Here is a 16,522-nt window from a genome sequence, read left to right as displayed (position 1 = left end):
CCGCCCATGCCCACCACCGATGACATGTCCCAGCACGAACGCAAACTCCTACGCCGCGCAGGCTCCGACCACCTCAACCGCTGGCTCACCCACACCGCCTCCACCCGGGGCTGCCGCCGCCCCGTCCGCCTCACCGGATCCATCGACACGGTGGAACGCGCCACCGGCCGCATCCTCGACACCCGCCACACCACCACCGACATGCCCGACGGCGTCCTCTACGTCCCCTGCGGCGACCGCCGCGCCTCGGTCTGCCCACCGTGCGCCGAGACCTACCGCGCCGACACCTACCAACTCATCAAAGCCGGCCTCACCGGCGGCAAGGGCGTCCCGTCATCCGTCGCCGGACACCCTGCCGTGTTCGCCACCCTCACTGCACCGTCGTTCGGGCCGGTCCACACGCGGAACGTCAACCCGAAGACCGGCAAGGTTGCCCCCTGCCGGATGCGCCGCACCATCACCCGCTGCCCCCACGGGAAGCTCCTGGTCTGCACCGCCCGGCACACCGACAACCACCCGAGTCTCGGCCGGCCGCTGTGCCTGGACTGCTACGACCACGCCCACCACGTCGTCTGGAACGCCTGGGCGGGGGAACTGTTCAGCCGCACCAACACCGCCCTCAATCGCGCCCTACGTCCCTGGGAACGCGCCTACGGCGTCAAACTCCGTATCTCCTACGGCAAGGTCGCCGAATACCAACGCCGCGGGGTCGTGCACTTCCACGCACTCATCCGCCTCGACGCCCGCGAACTCGACGACCCGGATGCGATACTCGCCCCACCGGCGGACATCACCGCACAGGACTTCGCCGAGCTCGTTGCCGGCATCGTCCCCACGGTCGCGTTGCGCACCCCCGACTACGCCGACACCGACCACAGCTGGCCCATCGAATGGGGCCCGCAACTCGACGTCCGCCCCGTCGGGAACCTCGGCACCGGACAGATCACCTCCGAGGCCGTCGCCGCCTACCTCGCGAAGTACGCGACCAAGGCCACCGAAGCCACCGGGCTGCCACCCACCGGGCGGATGACCGCCGAAGCCGCCGAGCACTACAGCGACGCCCACACCCACCTCGGCCGCCTCGTCGCCTACGCCTTCCAACTCGGCACCCTGCCGCAGGACTGGACCACCGACGAACAACAAGCCGACTGGCACAAAACCTGGGGCCGGCTGCGCCGCTGGACCCACATGCTCGGCTTCGGTGGCCACTTCGCCACCAAATCCCGCCGCTACTCCACCACCCACAAGGCCCTGCGCGCGCAACGCCGCGCCTGGCACCGCCAGCAGCACACCGACTGGCGCCGCAGGCAAGTCGACCGCCTCGAGCACCAGCACGAGCACGACGACGACACCACCTTGATCGTCTGCCAACTCACCCTCGCCGGAATCGGCTGGAACACCACCGGAGACGCCCAACTCGCCGCTGACGCCGCCGACCGCGCCCGCGCTCATCGCCAGGCCGCAAAGGAGGAGCGCACGACTGGATGACTCATATCAGAAAGGAGGGGAAGAGTAATGACGACTGCAATGGAGCCTATGTGGACGATCGAGGAAGTTGCAGAGTTCTTGAAGATTCCAGTCAAGACACTCTACGACTGGCGTCGGCACGGCCGTGGACCTCGTGCCCGCCGCATGGGCAAGCACTTGCGCTATGCGCCGTCAGATGTGCGCATCTGGCTTGACTCACTCAACAACTAGATCTCGTGAAGGAAGGCACAAGATGGCGCGACCACGACTGCCAATAGGAACAGCGGGCGAGTTCAGCGTTGTCCTGGAGCGGCCACACCATTGGCGCGCTACGTGCCAGTTTCGCGACTTCGACGGTGAGGTACGCCAGATCAGACGTTGGGCTAAGACGAAACCTCAGGCTGCGAATCGATTACGCGAGGCTGTACGAGACCGACAAGTGGCAGGAGGCGAGATCAGCGCCGAAAGCAAAGTGCCGGAGGTCGTGGACAAGTGGCTTGCCGAGTTCCGTGAGATGGTGGATCTGGGCACGCGTAGCGGGACTAGCTACGACACCTACTACAACCGCTGGACGAAGCTCCTGCTGCCGAGAGTCCGCGACTTCTCGATTAGCGAGATGACCGCAGGCCGCGCCGATCGCATCGTTCATGACATCAACAAGTCGCATTCAGCTGCGACAGCCAAGACGTGTCGAGCGATCCTCTCAGGAGCATGCGGGCTGGCCGTTCGACATGGCGCTATCAAGACCAACCCGATCCGCGACGTTCGGCGGGTCGAGCAAGGTCGTCGTCGAAAGAGGGTATCGAGAGCGCTGAGCGTTCCAGAGGCACTCAAGATATTCGAACTGTTCGATGCCGATCTCGTCGCCGTTCGCCAGGACCTTCCAGACATCGCGCGATACTTCGGGGGGACCGGTAACCGGACTGGCGAAACGCTCGCGATTCGATGGGAACGGATCGACTTTGATGCGCAGGTTGCGTACGTCGATAACAACTTGGTCCGCATCAAGGGCGAGGGACTGAAGCTCAACGACGGCAAGAGCGAGACTGCTCAGCGAGGGATTCCACTTGCAAGATGGCTGGTCGAGATGTTGAAGGATCGTCGCCAGCGCGTGGCTGCGCAGCACGGCGTCGACCCTGAGATGTTGGAGGGATGGGTTTTCCCGAACTCACGCGGCGGACTCCGTGAGGCCAACAACCTACGGCGTGACTGGCGGGCATTCCGTCGACGCCACAAGCTCGGGGAGTGGTTCACTCCGTACACCTTCCGCCGCACTGTGGCGACCCTGGTGACCGACGAGCTTCCTACCCGTGAGGCCAGTGACCTCTTGGGCCACTCCCGCATCTCACAGACCACGGACACCTACGTTGGCCGCAAGGCTGTCTCCCGCAAGGCTGCGGAGGTGCTGGAGATCTTCGCTCGGGCTGAAGAACGTGAGTTCAACGTGACCAAGATCGAACCGGAGGACCCGGCAGCCCCGTGACCTGCGGTTATGGTGGGCCCCCAGGGGATCGAACCCTGAACCCGCGGATTAAAAGTCCGCTGCTCTGCCGATTGAGCTAGAGGCCCGTGGGTCTCCAGCGTAGCCGGACGCGACCGCCGCCCGGAGATCACCACGACCCGTACGGCGGCGCGTCCGCCACAGCACCGATGTGCTGCTCGCAACGCCGCCTGGACCCGAGCAGTACGTCCGCGCTGTGGATCGAGCCGCGATGTACGGGTCGGGCGATCATGCCGCCAATGGCCCAGCGGCCTGCACGCAGCGGAGCCGCCCGATGACCTTCGCATAGCTGGTCTGGAGTAACGCAGGGTCAGTTCTCGCGACGCTGCGCCACCACCCATCCTGGGGAACATGCGACCCCGTCACCTGCTCCCCGGACTGCTCGGTGGCTTGCTCGCGGCCGGATGCGCGAACGCGGACACCGTTGTCCAAACGGCGGCGTCGACCAGGCCCGTGCACACCGTTCAGGTGAGCGAGACGTTCCAGCGCGGTGCCGGCCCGGCGATCACCTACGACGAGGGGCTGGTGCCCGCAGGCGCAAGGGGCGCGGTGCAGTCGCGGTCAGGGGAGGGCACCACCACGGTGATGCTCGCTGTCCGGGCTCTCGAGCCGCACCGCGTGTACGGGGCCCACGTGCACACGCAGCCGTGCGGGGAGCAGCCTGACGCCGCGGGGCCGCACTTCCAGTACGCCGCCGACCCGGTGCAGCCGAGCGTCGACCCCACGTTCGCGAACCCGCAGAACGAGATCTGGCTCGACCTCACCACCGACGAGACCGGGGCCGGCAGCACCGAGTCGACCGTCGCGTGGACGTTCCCGGCCGACCGGCGGCCGAAGTCGCTGGTCCTGCACACCCACCAGACCTCCTCCGAGCCCGGCGAGGCCGGCACCGCGGGCGATCGCGTCGCCTGCGTCTCCGTCGACTTCTGACGTCGGGGACAATGGGGCCCTGTGAGTGCCCCGACCACCGTCCGCCCGCTGCGCATCGGATCGTTCGTGTCAGATACGCCGGTGGTGCTCGCCCCCATGGCCGGCATCACCAACGCGGGCTTCCGGCGCCTGTGCCGCGAGCAGGGCGCGGGCTTCTACGTCTGCGAGATGATCACTTCGCGCGGGATCGTGGAGAAGAACCCGCTGACGTTCCGGATGATCGAGTTCGACGCGGACGAGCACCCGCGGTCGATGCAGCTCTACGGCGTCGACCCGGTCGCGATGGGGCTGGCCGTCCGGATGATCGTCGAGCGGGACCTCGCCGACCACATCGACATGAACTTCGGCTGCCCCGTCCCCAAGGTCACGCGGCGGGGCGGCGGGGCGGCGCTGCCGTACAAGCGCAGGTTGTTCGAGCGGATCGTGCGCGCGGCGGTCGAGAACGCCGGATCGGTTCCCGTCACCGTCAAGATGCGCATCGGCATCGACGACGAGCGCCACACCTACCTCGACGCCGCGCGCAGCGCCGCTGGCGCCGGGGTCGCAGCCGTCGCCCTGCACGCGCGCACCGCGGCGCAGCGCTACTCGGGCACGGCCGACTGGTCGGCGATCGCCCGGCTCCGCGACGCCATGCCCGCGGAACTGCCGGTGCTCGGCAACGGCGACATCTTCAGCGCCGCCGACGCGCTCGCGATGGTCGCGCAGACCGGGTGCGACGGCGTGGTCGTCGGGCGTGGGTGCCTCGGAAGGCCATGGCTCTTCGGTGATCTGGAGGCCGCGTTCGCCGGACGCCCGCTACCGGAGCCGCCGAACCTGGGGCAGGTGGCGGCCACCATGCGCCGTCACGCCGTGCTCCTCATCGAGCACATGGGCGACCACAAGGGCATCCGCGACATGCGCAAGCACATCGCCTGGTACCTCAAGGGCTTCCCAGTGGGGTCCGACCTGCGCCGCCGCCTCGGCATGGTGAGCAGCATCGACGAGCTGGACGAGCTGCTCACCCAGCTCGACCCCGACATCGCCTTCCCGCCTGACGCCGACGGCCCACGCGGCCGGCAGGGCTCGGCGGGCCGGGTGGTCCTCCCCGAGCACTGGCTGGACGACCCGGACGACGCCACCGTCCCGCTGGGCGCCGAGCTGGAGCACTCCGGCGGCTGAGGCTGAGCCGCCTCGTACGGGTTGCGGACCTCAAGGACCGGCGTTCCGCCGTCGACACCTCTGGCATGACGATGCTGGGCGCGGCCAGGCGGGAGCACGTTCCGTCCACGCCTGGAGCGGCAGGCGCGGTATGGCACACGGCTGCCGCGGAGGAGCTCGCAACGGCCGGCCGCTGGGAGCAGGCCTACCAGCACCTCCGCACGGCCGTCCGGCTGCTGAACGGGCAGTCCGGCGTCGACGAGCTCGACCGGCTCCGTCGTGAGCACGCCGAGGCGCGGGAGCAGAGCCGCCGCGACTGCCTCACCGACACCTACAACCGTCGCTACCTCGACGAGCGGCTCGTCGCGCTCCTCCGGGAGCCGGGCGGGGTCGGGCCGGCCGGTATCGCGGTCGCGCTGCTGGACGTCGACCACTTCAAGCAGATCAACGACACCTATGGCCACCCGTTCGGCGACCGCGTGCTGCAGCGGCTCGTCGCCGTGATCGACTCGACGCTGCCGGAGAGCGCGTTCTGCGCCCGCTACGGCGGCGAGGAGTTCGCGATCGTCCTTCCCCGGCACGACCGCCACGAGGCCGTGCGCGTCTGCGAGACCGTCCGGGAGCGCGTCGACGGCCACTTGTGGCCGGAGCTCGCGCCCGAGCTCTGCGTGTCCGTCAGCATCGGCGTCGCTCACGGCTTCGGACCGGTGACGGGTCACGACGGGCTGGTCGCCGCGGCGGACCGCCTCCTGTACGCGGCGAAGCACGCCGGGCGCAACGCCGTGGCGTTCCACGACGCCCACACCGGACACGTGCGGCTCGCCGGGCCGGCGGCCGGCCGCCGGTCGATCCCCCAGCCACCGGTCGTCGCACCCCACTGCGATCAAAGGGCCTCCGCTCCGTAAGCTCGGATCGAGACGTTGAGGGGCGGGCTCGGGCGGTTCGCGCCCGTGCCCGCCCCCTGTTCGTGCCGAGGAGGTGGGCGTGGAGGACGGTCCGTACCGTGCTCAGCGCCCCACCGAGGGGCGTAGGCGCGCCTACGAGGACCCGTACGAGGATCCCCAGGACGTCCTCGCCCGCCACGGCCTGCTCGGCTCCGATCCGGCTGTGCCGCCCCCCGGCAGCCGCGCTGCCCGCCGCCGGGCGGCCGAAGACGAGGCCGGCGCCGACAGCGGGCGGCAAGGCGTCGACCTGCCACCCGGACGGTACGACTCCCCGCCTCGGGGCGGCCCGCGGTCCGGGCACCGCTACCGAGACGACGAGCCGGACCCGGGGTACCGGAACGGGTACGCGGCGCCCGACGAGAACGAGCGCTGGGGATCGCGGTCCGCGCCGCCCACCGGCCCCGGAGGCCGACGGCGCGCGCCCGAGCCGTTCGACGCCCCGCCCGCCCCCGACGCCACCACAGCCCTTCCCCCGGCCCGAGCGCTCAGGCGTCACACCGCACCCCCTGCCGGCGGCTCCGGACGGCGGCAGGCGGCCGAGCCGGGCGGAACACCCGCCGCGGCCGATGGCCGTCGGCGGCGCGACGACGATTTCGACGAGCCCTTCGACGAGCCCGCCGCCCCACGCCGCCGCCGAGCCGCCCCCGACGACGATCTGCAGGACGCGGTCCAGTCCAGTGGCCCCGCCCGCGCCACCCGACGCCGCACCGCGGATTTCCCGGACGAGCCCGCGCCTCGCCGAGCCCGCCGGACCGAACCCCCGAACGGCAGCGCCCGCCGCCTCGCCCCCTACGACAGCCCCTACGACGACCCGCCGAACGGCCGGCGGCAGCACCCGTCCGATGCTCTCGACCCGGCCGCGCCCACGCGCCGTCGACGCACCGAGGAATCGCCCGAGCTGACGGCCAGGCGCTCGCCGGACTACGACGAACACGTCGGCGGCGGCGCCCGTCGCTACCGGGACTCCGTCGACGCCCCGGATGTCCCGCGACGGTCCGTCGAGCCAGTGGTCGGCGGAGCCACCACCGCCCTGCCCGCCACGGGGGCCCGCCGCAGGCGCAGCGCTGATCACGACGTCGGCGCGCCCCCGGCCACGGCCATCCCTACCGGTGAACGCCCGCGCCGACGACGGCTCGACCCAGGCGACGGCCCGGACATGCCGGTAGCAGCAACCACCGCGATCCCCGCCCGCCGCCGCGAGAGCGAGCCGGATGCGCCGGCGACGACCGCCCTGCCCATCACCCGTCGGCGCCCCGCCGAACCGCCCGACGACACCCCGGTCCGGAGCACCCGCGCCCGGCCGGCCGACGCCGACGAGCCGGCTCCTCCCGTGGACCGGGCGCGCACCGACGTCGAGCCGAGCTCGCGGAGCAGGGCCGCCGCGATGAACCCCGAAGCCACGGTCGCTGTCCGCCGGGCTCCCCATGACGACGACGCCCGCCGGTCCGATCGCGACGACGACGCGCACACGCGCGCGATGCGCATCGACGAGACGCTTACCCGGCTGACCGCGGCCCACGCCGGGGTGAGACTCGCGGTGACCGATCGCCGACTCGGAGAACCGAGCGCGCCGCCGCAGCGGCGCAGGCCCGCTGTCATCGCGGGGCGGCTACTCGCCGGGGCGATGGCCCTTGCCGTACTCGCAGCCACTGCGTTCGGGTGGGGCACGAAGACGTGGCTGGGCGCGGCCGTCCGCGATGCCGCTGCCCTCGATCCGGGTTCGAGTGCCGTCGTCGACGCCGCCGCCCAGGCCGGCGACGAGAACGTGCTGGTGGTGGCCACCAAGCCCGCCTCGGACTCTGCCCAGCCGCGTGCCGACACCGTCGCCGTCGCACACATCCCGGACAGCGGCGGCCCGGTCACGGTGCTCGCGTTCCCCCTCGACCTGGAGATCAACCGGCCGCCGTGCGAACGCTGGGACGCCGGCGCGGCGACGTACGCGGACGAGCCGGAGCAGGCAGAGGCCCGCACTCAGCTCGTCAGTGCCCTTGACGTCGGCGGACCGCGCTGCATCACCCGGGTCGTGCAGCAGCTCAGCGGGCTCGCGATCACCAAGTACGTCGGCATCGACCTGGCCGCCGTGCCTGCGATGACCGATGCGGTGGGCGGGGCCGAGGTCTGCGTGCCGCGCCCGGTGCTCGACGGCGTGCTCGGCCCGGTCGTGCCCGAAGCGGGCCCCAACCGGCTGGCAGGCGTGCGCGTGGGTGACTTCGTGCAGGCAGGCAACGTGGAGGGCGAGCCGTCGCCCGAGTACGGGCGCATCGAGCGCCAGCAGCAGGTGCTCGCCGCCGTGCTCGACTCGGCGGTGTCGGGCACCGCGCTGCTGGACGTCCGCCGGATCACGGCGCTGCGCCCGACGCTCACCGACGCCCTGCTGACCGACGGGGCGGGGATCGACCAGGTGCTCGCGCTCGCGATGACCCTGCGCCGCCTCGATGCCGATGGCGTGCGGTACGCGGCGGTGCCGACCGGTGAACGGAACGCGCGCGGCAACGCCGTCATGCGAGACACGGACGCAGCGGCACTGTTCTCCGCCGTTCGCGCCGATCAGCCGCTCCCTGCCGACATCACGGACCCCGGCGCCGGAACGGCCGGTCCCACGCCGAGCGAGGTCGCTCTGGAGGTCGTCAACGCCTCCACCCGCTCCGGGCTCGCCGGTGAGGTGAGCGAGACGTTGAGCTCACTCGGCTTCAAGGTGGGCGAGCCCTCCAGCGCCGATCAGCCCACCTCCGAGACCGTGATCCGGTTCTCCCCCGACCAGGCGGCCGCCGCCGAGGTGCTGAGGACCACGGTGCCGTCGGCCACCGAGGTGCCCGACCCTGGCAGCACCGGCGTGCTGCAGCTGGTGCTCGGCCGCTCGTTCGACGACGTGGTCCGGGCGCCGTCCGAGCCGATCGCGCTGTCCGCCCCCACCACCGAAGCATCCGCGGAACCGGCCGTCACCTGCACGTGAGATCCCACGACGTTCACCGCGGGTTCACTCTCCCGCGCGGCTGTTCGTCCGGTTCGCGACTACTCTTGGCACATGCGCGACGTCTATCAGGAGCAGCTCGATGATCTCGCGGGTGCCCTGGCGGGCATGTGCACACAGGTGGCGGATGCGATGCGTAAGGCCACGCGGGCGCTCCTCGAAGTCGACCTGCAGCTGGCCGAAGAGGTGATCTCCGAGGACATCCGCATCGACGAGGTCCGCGCATCCGCAGAGGAGAAGGCGTTCGCACTGCTGGCGCTGCAGGCGCCCGTGGCCACCGACCTGCGGATCGTGGTGTCGGCCATCCACGGCGCCGGCGACATCGAGCGGATGGGCGATCTCGCGCTCCACGTCGCTCAGGCCGCCCGCCGCCGCCACCCGCACCCCGTGCTGCCCGCCGAGGTGACGCCCTACTTCGCGGAGATGGGCAGGGTCGGCGTGGAGCTGGCGCTGAAGGCAGGCGACGTCATCCGCACCCGCGACCTCGCCCGCGCCGCGGAGCTGGAGTCCGACGACGACGCCATGGACGACCTCCACCGGCACATGTTCTCGGTGCTGATGGACCGCAATTGGAGCCACGGTGTCGGCCCGGCCGTCGACATCACGCTCCTGGCCCGCTTCTACGAGCGCTACGCCGACCACGCCGTGGCCGTCGCGCGACGGATCGTCTACGTCGTCACCGGCCAGATGCCGGGGCCGCTCACTGTCTAGTGGTTCCACTGGTCACGCGTCATTCACCCGGCCGCTGCTGCCATCGAGTCGGCGACTTCATAGGCTCTTCGGCGTGCCTCCCGCTCCGTTGCCACAACAGCTGGCCGAGCTGTCCGAACTACTCGGCCGGATGTGCACGGCCGCGGCCGGCGCGCTGAACCGCGCCACCACCGCCCTGCTGGAATGCCGGGAACGGCTGGCCGAGCAGGTCATCGCAGGCGACGCGGCGATCGACGCGCTCCGCGCCCAGGTGGAAGACCTCGCGGGAGACGCGCTGCTGTTCCACAGCCCCGTCGCGGGCGACCTGCGAGCCGTGGTGGCCAGCATCCGGGCCGTCAGCGACATCGAGCGCATGGGCGACCTGGCGCTGCACATCGCCGAGGTCGTGCGGATGCGCTGCCCGAACCCGGCGCTGCCGGTCGAGGTGCAACCGGCGTTCGCCGAGATGGGGAAAGTCGCCGTGCAGCTCGCGCTCAAGGCGGCGGAGGTCGCGCGCACCCGCAACGTGATACTCGCGGCCGAACTGGACGCCGACGACGACGCGATGGACGTGCTGCACCACGGGATGATGGAGGTGCTCATGGACGAGCACTGGCCACACGGGATTCCCGCTGCCGTCGACGTGACGCTGCTGGCGCGGTACTACGAACGGTTCGCCGACCACGCGGTGGTCGTGGCGCGGGAGACGGTCTACGCCGTGACCGGCCAGGAGCCCGACGCCCTCCCGATCTGACTCGTGACGGATACGCGCGCTATGGCGCGCGTATCCGCTCACGACCGCCGATCAGCCGAAGCGGCCCGAGACGTAGTCCTCGGTGGCCTTCTCCTTGGGCTGGGAGAAGATCGTCTTGGTCTCGTCCATCTCCACGAGCTTGCCGGGCTTGCCGGTGCCCTCGATGTTGAAGAAGCCGGTGTAGTCGCTCACGCGCGCGGCCTGCTGCATGTTGTGCGTGACGATGACGATCGTGTACTCCATCTTCAGCTCGTTGATCAGGTCCTCGATCGCGAGCGTGGAGATGGGGTCGAGGGCCGAGCACGGCTCGTCCATCAGCAGCACGTCGGGCTGCACGGCGATGGCCCGTGCGATGCACAGGCGCTGCTGCTGTCCACCCGAGAGGCCCGAACCGGGCTTCTCGAGCCGGTCCTTGACCTCGTTCCAGAGGTTGGCGCCGCGCAGCGACCTCTCGACGAGCTCGTCGGTGGCGTCCTTCCGTAGCTTCTTGCTGTTCAGCCGCTGGCCCGCGATCACGTTGTCGTAGATCGACATCGTGGGGAACGGGTTGGGCCGCTGGAACACCATGCCGATCTGACGCCGCACGCCCACCGGGTCGATCCCGGGGCCGTAGAGGTCCTTGCCGTCGAGTTCGAGCTGGCCTTCCACGTACGCGCCGGGGATGACCTCGTGCATACGGTTGATCGCACGCAGGTAGGTCGACTTGCCGCAGCCGGACGGCCCGATCAGCGCCGTGACCGTCTTCGGTCGGATGGACATGTTGACGCCCTCGACCGCGCGGAACGAGCCGTAGTAGATGTTCAGGTCCTTGGCTTCGATCGCCTTGCCCATCGCAGGGCTCCTATCGGGTCTTCGGGGCGAACATGCGGGCGATGAGTCGCGCCAGCAGGTTCAACAGCATGACGATGATGATCAGTACGAGGGCCGCGGTCCAGGCCCGTTCCAGGTACGGCTCGCGCGGTACGCCGGGCGTGGCGTACGAGAGGTAGGCGAACACCGGAAGGGTGGCCATCCGCCCGTCGAACGGGTTGAAGTTGAGCGCTGTGGTGAGGCCGACCGCGACCAGCAGCGGCGCGGTCTCGCCGATCACGCGGGCGATGGCCAGCGTGATCCCGGACGCGATGCCGGCGATCGACGTCGGGATCACGACCTTGAGGATCGTGCGCCACTTCGGCACGCCGAGCGCGAACGCGGCCTCGCGAAGCTCGTTCGGCACGATCTTCAGCATCTCCTCGGTGGCACGTACCACCACCGGGATCATCAGCACCGACAGCGCCACGGCACCGGCGAATCCGAGCCGGGCGCCGGGACCGACCAGGTAGGTGAACAGCGCCACCGCGAAGAGCCCGGCGACGATCGACGGGATGCCGGTCATCACGTCGACGAAGAACGTGATCGCGCGCGCCAGCCGGCCCTTGCCGTACTCCACCAGGTAGATGGCTGTGAGCAGGCCAACCGGGATGGACATCACGGCCGCCAACCCGGTGATGATCAGCGTGCCCATGACGGCGTGGTACGCGCCACCGCCCTCGCCGACCACGCCACGCATGGACGAGCTGAAGAACTCGGGGTCGAACCGGACGAGGCCCTGGGAGACGACCGTGAAGATCACCGAGATCAGCGGGATCACCGCGAGCCCGAACGCACTGCTGACGATCACGGTGACCAGCCGGTCGGTGGCCTTGCGCCGGCCCTCGACCCGCCGCGAGGCGACGTAGAGGGCCACCGCGAAGAGCACAACCGTGCCGACGACGAAGAGCCCGATGCTGAAACCGACCACGGCCAGCAGCAGCCCGATGACCACGGCGGATGCCGCAAGCCCGCCAGGGACCGCCCACCGAGGTAGCTGCCCCTGGATCTCCAGCCCGCTCGATGGCGGTGGGAGCGCGCTCGTGCGCTGCTCGCGCTTGCTGGTGTCGACGGTCATCAGTTGGCCCCCGAGAACTCTCGGCGTCGGTTGATGATGTAGCGCGCGATGGAGTTCACCGCGAGGGTGATGAGGAAGAGCACCAGCCCCGACGCGATGAGGACGTTGACGCCCAGCCCGCTTGCCTCGGGGAACTGCAGAGCGATGTTGGCCGCGATCGTCGACGGGTTCCCGTTGCTGATCAGGTTGAACGTGATCCCGCCGGACACCGAGAGCACGATCGCGACGGCCATCGTCTCGCCGAGCGCGCGCCCGAGGCCCAGCATGGCGCCGCTGATGATCCCGGACCTGCCGAACGGCAGCACCGCCATCCGAATCATCTCCCAGCGGGTGGCGCCGAGCGCGAGCGCGGCTTCCTCGTGAAGCCTCGGCGTCTGCAGGAAGACTTCGCGCGAGACGGCCGTGATGATCGGCAGGATCATGACGGCCAGCACGACACCCGCCACCAGCATCGTGCGCCCGGTGGCGGACACCGGACCGGCGAAGAGCGGGATGAAGCCGAGGTTGCCCTCCAGCCACTGCATCAGCGCCACGGAGGCCGGCGCCAGCGTCCAGGCACCCCAGAGCCCGTACACGATGCTCGGGACGGCGGCCAGCAGGTCGACGACGTAGCCCAGCGGCTGAGAGATCCGCCTCGGGGCGTAGTGGGTGATGAACAGGGCGACCGCAACCGCGAGCGGCGTTGCGATGATCAGGGCGATGACCGCGGCGAGCAGCGTGCCGAAGATCAGCGGTGCGACGTAGGCAGCGAAGCCGGCCCCGCCGGGGATGTCGGCGGCGGGCGCGGTGAGCGCCGGGACCGATTCGACGAGCAGGAACGCCGCCACACCGGCCAGCACGACCAGGATGAGGATGCCCGCGCCCTTGGCCATGCCGGCGAAGACGCGGTCCCCGGGCTGCACGACGGGCTTGACGGCGGTGGCGGGCGGCTGCGGATCGACGGCAGGCGCTGGGCCCGGGGTGGTTTCGGTACTCACATGATCCCTTCCGGCGGATCGCCGGGGAAGTTCGAGCGCGCAGAACGGTCACGGACCGAAGGCCCGAACGGTTTCATGATGACAACCGTCCGGGCCTCGCGGCTACGTGATGTCGCGCTCAATCATCCCGCCGCGGCGATGGCATCGATCGCGGGCTGGAACGTGCTGCGCTGGCTGTCGGAGATCGGCGCGTTGCCGGCGTTCTCGCTCGCCGCCGTCTGTCCCGCCTCGCTGGCGATGTAGTTCAGGAACGCCTTCACCGTGCCGGCCTGAGCCGGGTCGGAGTACTGCGTGCAGGCCAGCGTGTAGGACACCAGGACCACCGGGTAGGCGCCGGGGGTGTCGCGCTTCAGCTCGACGGCGAAGTTGTACCGCCCCTGCCCCTCGACACGGGGAGACGCCTCGACAACGGCCGCTGCGGCATCCGGCGTCGGGTTGACGTGGGCGTTGCCCACCAGCACGTCGACCGTGCCCAGGTCACCGGCCTGGCTGAGGTCGGCGTAGCCGATGGTGCCCTGACCACCCTGGATCGCGCCGACCACGCCCGAGGTGCCCTGCGCGGCCTCGCCGCCCTGGACCGGCCACACGCCGTCGGGCTCGTGCGGCCAGTCGGCGCCGGCCGCCTCGGCCAGGTACTCGGTGAAGTTCTCGGTGGTGCCCGACTCGTCCGACCGGTTCACCGGGGTGATCGGCGTGGCTGGCAGCTGCGCGCCGGGGTTCTCACCGGCGATCGTCGGGTCGTTCCAGGTGGTGATCTGCCGGTTGAAGATCTTCGCGATCGTGCCGGCGGACAGCTGGAGGTTGTCGACGCCGTCCAGATTGAACACCACCGCGATCGGCGAGATGTACAGCGGCATCTGGATGACGTTGTCCGGGCCGCCGCAGACCTGCTGCGCCGCCGGAAGCTCCTCTTCGTCGAGGGCGGCATCGCTGCCCGCGAACTGCACCGCACCCGCCGTGAACTGGGTGCGGCCCGCACCGGAACCGGTGGGGTCGTAGTTCACGGTGGCGTCGGGGGCGACGCTGCTGAAGCCGGCGATCCAGGCCTCCATCCCGGCCTGCTGCGAGGTGGCTCCGGCACCGGAGATGGTGCCGGAGACGTCGGTCGCTGCAGGCGCGCCACCACCGGCCGGCGGGGCGGCGGCCTCGTTGGCGGCGCCGCAGCCTGCGAGTAGGAGAGCGCCGCTGGCGGCTACGCCGACCGCGGCGAGTCGGGCACGCGAGCCGTGCCGCAGGGTGTTCACCTGTGTTCCTCCGTACGTGGGTTCCCGTGCAACGGGCTCGGGCGGCTCGGGGGCCGCTCGCCGGGAACGCTAGGTAAGGCCGGTGGACGGGCCCCGCCGTTCAGATGAACGCAAGATGAACAGGTCCCCCGGGTGAGGCATTGCACTCACGGAGCGTGGACCGTGATCTTGCCGTGACCTGCGCCGACGTGATCAGTTGCAGCAACGCTGTGGTTGCCGACGGGTGAACAGCCGTCATCGCCGATACGAAACATCGGCCTGCCATCGGGTGAACCCCAGGCTGCCGTAGAGCTTCACAGCGGCAGCGTTGTCCGCCTCGGTGTAGAGCATCACGCGTGACTGCCCGCGCTCGCGCAGATGGCGCAAACCGGCGAGCGTCAGCGCGGCACCCAGCCGCTTGCCCTGCGCCGACGGGTCGACGCCGAGCACGTACACCTCGCCGATCGACTCGGGCTCGGTGTGCACCTTGGTCCAGTGGAACCCCAGCAGCCGGTCCGCCTCGTCGACCGCCAGTAGGAAACCCGCCGGGTCGAACCACGGCTCGGCCTCCCGCAGGCGCAGCTGGCCACGGTCCCAGCCGCCCTGCTCCGGGTGCCAGTCGAACGCGGCGTTGTTGACCCGCAGGAACTCATCGTCGTCCTGCCCCGGCACGAAGGCGCGCAGCCGCACACCCGCGGGCAGCTGCGGCTCCGGCAACCCGTCGAGCAGGCTGCGCCGCATCTGCCACAGCTCCCGAACCGGGGTGAAGCCGAGACGGGCGGCCAGTGCCACCGCGCCCGGATGCTGCCCGTGGGCCCAGACGCGGAGCGTGCCGCCCGCACGGGCCAGCACCTCCTCGACGATCCGCCTGCCGAGCCCTGTCCTCCGGTGGTCGGGGTGCACCACGAGCTCCGCGACGCCGTCGGCGGTGTCGAGCTGGGCCACGCCGCGCAACGCGCCGTCGTCGAGGGCGAGCAGGTGCGCCGCGCCGTCGTCGGTGAGGTGCATCAGCACGTGCTCGCCGAGGGGCTCGGCGCCGTCGGCGGTGGTGGCCGCGGCGGCGAGTGCCCTTACCTCGCCGGCCAGCGCTTCGTCCAACCCGGCCCGCCACGACAGTTCGATCACCCGCACGACGTTAGCGCCTATCGCGGACGGCGGCCTCAGGAGCGGCCGGCGACCTCGGAGACCTGGCGCGGGACCCGGTCGCCTTCATCGTCGTCACCGGGCCCGCCGTCGTCGTCCAGTAACCCGACCGGCGACGCGCCCAGCCCGCCGCGGGTGGGGCGGACGAACTTGTAGCCCACGTTCCGTACGGTGCCGATCATCTGCTCGTGCTCGGGGCCGAGCTTGGCACGCAGCCGCCGGACGTGGACGTCGACCGTGCGCGTGCCGCCGAAGAAGTCGTAGCCCCACACCTCCTGCAGCAGCTGCGCGCGGGTGAACACCCGGCCCGCGTGCTGCGCGAGGTACTTGAGCAGCTCGAACTCCTTGTAGGTGAGCTCGAGGAGCCTGCCACGCAGCCGCGCGGCGTAGGTGGCCTCGTCGATGACGAGCTCGCCGAGCACGAGCGCGCCGCCGTCGCGGCCCGAGTCGGCACCGGGGCGCGACTTCAGCAGCCGCAGCCGGGCGTCCACCTCGGCAGGACCGGTGGTGGGCAGCAGGATCTCGTCCACGACCCACTCACCGGAAACGGCGACCAAACCGCCCTCGGTGAGCACCGCGATGACGGGCACGTCCATGCCGGTGCTGCCGAGCAGCCGGCACAGGCTGCGCGCCGCGACCAGGTCGGTGCGCGCGTCGACGAGGACGGCGTCGTGCGGACCGGCGTCCAGCAGCGCCGCGACCTCGGGAGCCGCCGTGCGGACCCCGTGTGGAAGCAGCGTCAGAGCTGGCAGCACGGACCCGGGATCGGGGTCGGCCGTCAGCAATAGGAGTTCCACGTGGCGTGCCTCCTCTCCCACCGGGAGTTGGGCCGCCCGCTGCGGCCCCTCCTCCGAGCAC

The 16,522-nt window shown here is 70.6% G+C and carries 15 protein-coding genes and 1 tRNA gene; 9 read left to right on the top strand and 7 right to left on the bottom strand.

The genetic code is table 11. From position 1 onward, the window contains the following. Nucleotides 1–6: 6 nt before the first annotated feature. From K1T35_RS02650 to xerC, 3 genes are all read left to right on the top strand, one after another. Nucleotides 7–1,488 (top strand): replication initiator, encoded by a 1,482-nt coding sequence (locus K1T35_RS02650; protein ID WP_220258595.1) that lies wholly within the window; start codon nucleotides 7–9, stop codon nucleotides 1,486–1,488. Nucleotides 1,489–1,515: 27 nt separating this feature from the next. Next, nucleotides 1,516–1,698, top strand: coding sequence for an AlpA family transcriptional regulator (locus K1T35_RS02645; protein ID WP_255621517.1), 183 nt, complete (start codon nucleotides 1,516–1,518; stop codon nucleotides 1,696–1,698). 208 nt (nucleotides 1,699–1,906) lie between these two features. Next, the gene (xerC, locus tag K1T35_RS02640; RefSeq protein WP_220258594.1) at nucleotides 1,907–2,950 is read left to right on the top strand and encodes a tyrosine recombinase XerC; all 1,044 of its coding nucleotides are present in this window, start codon (nucleotides 1,907–1,909) and stop codon (nucleotides 2,948–2,950) included. A gap of 10 nt (nucleotides 2,951–2,960) precedes the next feature. Here the strand turns inward: xerC and K1T35_RS02635 are convergent. After that, a tRNA-Lys gene (locus K1T35_RS02635) sits at nucleotides 2,961–3,036 on the bottom strand. Between the two features lie 283 nt (nucleotides 3,037–3,319). Between K1T35_RS02635 and K1T35_RS02630 the strand changes: the two genes are divergently transcribed. From K1T35_RS02630 to phoU (K1T35_RS02605), 6 genes are all read left to right on the top strand, one after another. Further along, complete coding sequence (locus K1T35_RS02630) at nucleotides 3,320–3,898, top strand: superoxide dismutase family protein (RefSeq protein ID WP_220258593.1); 579 nt, start codon at nucleotides 3,320–3,322, stop codon at nucleotides 3,896–3,898. 21 nt (nucleotides 3,899–3,919) lie between these two features. After that, entirely contained in the window at nucleotides 3,920–5,056 is a 1,137-nt protein-coding gene (dusB, locus tag K1T35_RS02625) for a tRNA dihydrouridine synthase DusB (RefSeq protein WP_220258592.1), read from the top strand. A gap of 65 nt (nucleotides 5,057–5,121) precedes the next feature. Then, on the top strand, nucleotides 5,122–5,940 hold the full coding sequence (locus K1T35_RS02620) for a GGDEF domain-containing protein (RefSeq protein WP_220258591.1): 819 nt from the start codon (nucleotides 5,122–5,124) through the stop codon (nucleotides 5,938–5,940). Nucleotides 5,941–6,019: 79 nt separating this feature from the next. Continuing rightward, nucleotides 6,020–8,932 carry an LCP family protein gene (locus K1T35_RS02615; RefSeq protein ID WP_220258590.1) on the top strand — a complete coding sequence of 971 codons (2,913 nt, stop codon included), beginning with the start codon at nucleotides 6,020–6,022 and terminating at the stop codon, nucleotides 8,930–8,932. Between the two features lie 72 nt (nucleotides 8,933–9,004). Beyond that, on the top strand, nucleotides 9,005–9,661 hold the full coding sequence (gene phoU / locus K1T35_RS02610; RefSeq protein WP_220258589.1) for a phosphate signaling complex protein PhoU: 657 nt from the start codon (nucleotides 9,005–9,007) through the stop codon (nucleotides 9,659–9,661). A gap of 73 nt (nucleotides 9,662–9,734) precedes the next feature. After that, nucleotides 9,735–10,394 (top strand): phosphate signaling complex protein PhoU, encoded by a 660-nt coding sequence (gene phoU / locus K1T35_RS02605; protein WP_255621514.1) that lies wholly within the window; start codon nucleotides 9,735–9,737, stop codon nucleotides 10,392–10,394. A 51-nt stretch (nucleotides 10,395–10,445) separates the two neighbouring features. Here the strand turns inward: phoU (K1T35_RS02605) and pstB are convergent, their stop codons facing one another. The 6 genes from pstB to K1T35_RS02575 all read right to left on the bottom strand — a co-directional run bounded on the left by pstB (nucleotide 10,446) and on the right by K1T35_RS02575 (nucleotide 16,461). Then, the gene (pstB, locus tag K1T35_RS02600) at nucleotides 10,446–11,225 is read right to left on the bottom strand and encodes a phosphate ABC transporter ATP-binding protein PstB (protein ID WP_220258588.1); all 780 of its coding nucleotides are present in this window, start codon (nucleotides 11,223–11,225) and stop codon (nucleotides 10,446–10,448) included. Nucleotides 11,226–11,235: 10 nt separating this feature from the next. Beyond that, on the bottom strand, nucleotides 11,236–12,321 hold the full coding sequence (gene pstA / locus K1T35_RS02595; RefSeq protein ID WP_220258587.1) for a phosphate ABC transporter permease PstA: 1,086 nt from the start codon (nucleotides 12,319–12,321) through the stop codon (nucleotides 11,236–11,238). Beyond that, nucleotides 12,321–13,298 carry a phosphate ABC transporter permease subunit PstC gene (gene pstC, locus K1T35_RS02590; RefSeq protein WP_370645296.1) on the bottom strand — a complete coding sequence of 326 codons (978 nt, stop codon included), beginning with the start codon at nucleotides 13,296–13,298 and terminating at the stop codon, nucleotides 12,321–12,323. The genes pstA and pstC overlap by 1 nt, the downstream gene beginning before the upstream one ends. A 122-nt stretch (nucleotides 13,299–13,420) precedes the next feature. Beyond that, the gene (gene pstS, locus K1T35_RS02585) at nucleotides 13,421–14,533 is read right to left on the bottom strand and encodes a phosphate ABC transporter substrate-binding protein PstS (protein ID WP_220262346.1); all 1,113 of its coding nucleotides are present in this window, start codon (nucleotides 14,531–14,533) and stop codon (nucleotides 13,421–13,423) included. Nucleotides 14,534–14,776: 243 nt separating this feature from the next. Then, a complete protein-coding gene (gene mshD / locus K1T35_RS02580) occupies nucleotides 14,777–15,646 on the bottom strand; it encodes a mycothiol synthase (protein ID WP_370645295.1) in 870 nt (289 codons plus the stop codon). A gap of 35 nt (nucleotides 15,647–15,681) precedes the next feature. Further along, nucleotides 15,682–16,461, bottom strand: a complete 780-nt coding sequence (locus K1T35_RS02575) for a response regulator transcription factor (protein ID WP_220258586.1) — start codon at nucleotides 16,459–16,461, stop codon at nucleotides 15,682–15,684. Nucleotides 16,462–16,522: the final 61 nt, after the last annotated feature.

The organism is Pseudonocardia sp. DSM 110487 (assembly GCF_019468565.1).
Classification (GTDB): Bacteria; Actinomycetota; Actinomycetes; order Mycobacteriales; family Pseudonocardiaceae; genus Pseudonocardia.
Note: the sequence above shows the minus strand (reverse complement) of the source record. Positions and strands in the feature narration are given on the sequence as shown.

Bases quoted from the DNA above. Each gene is read 5' to 3' on its own strand.
- K1T35_RS02650 (WP_220258595.1), top strand. From the start codon at position 7: ATGCCCACCACCGATGACATGTCCCAGCACGAACGCAAACTCCTACGC.
- K1T35_RS02645 (WP_255621517.1), top strand. From the start codon at position 1,516: ATGACGACTGCAATGGAGCCTATGTGGACGATCGAGGAAGTTGCAGAG.
- K1T35_RS02630 (WP_220258593.1), top strand. From the start codon at position 3,320: ATGCGACCCCGTCACCTGCTCCCCGGACTGCTCGGTGGCTTGCTCGCG.
- K1T35_RS02620 (WP_220258591.1), top strand. From the start codon at position 5,122: ATGACGATGCTGGGCGCGGCCAGGCGGGAGCACGTTCCGTCCACGCCT.
- phoU (WP_220258589.1), top strand. From the start codon at position 9,005: ATGCGCGACGTCTATCAGGAGCAGCTCGATGATCTCGCGGGTGCCCTG.
- pstB (WP_220258588.1), bottom strand. From the start codon at position 11,225: ATGGGCAAGGCGATCGAAGCCAAGGACCTGAACATCTACTACGGCTCG.
- pstA (WP_220258587.1), bottom strand. From the start codon at position 12,321: ATGACCGTCGACACCAGCAAGCGCGAGCAGCGCACGAGCGCGCTCCCA.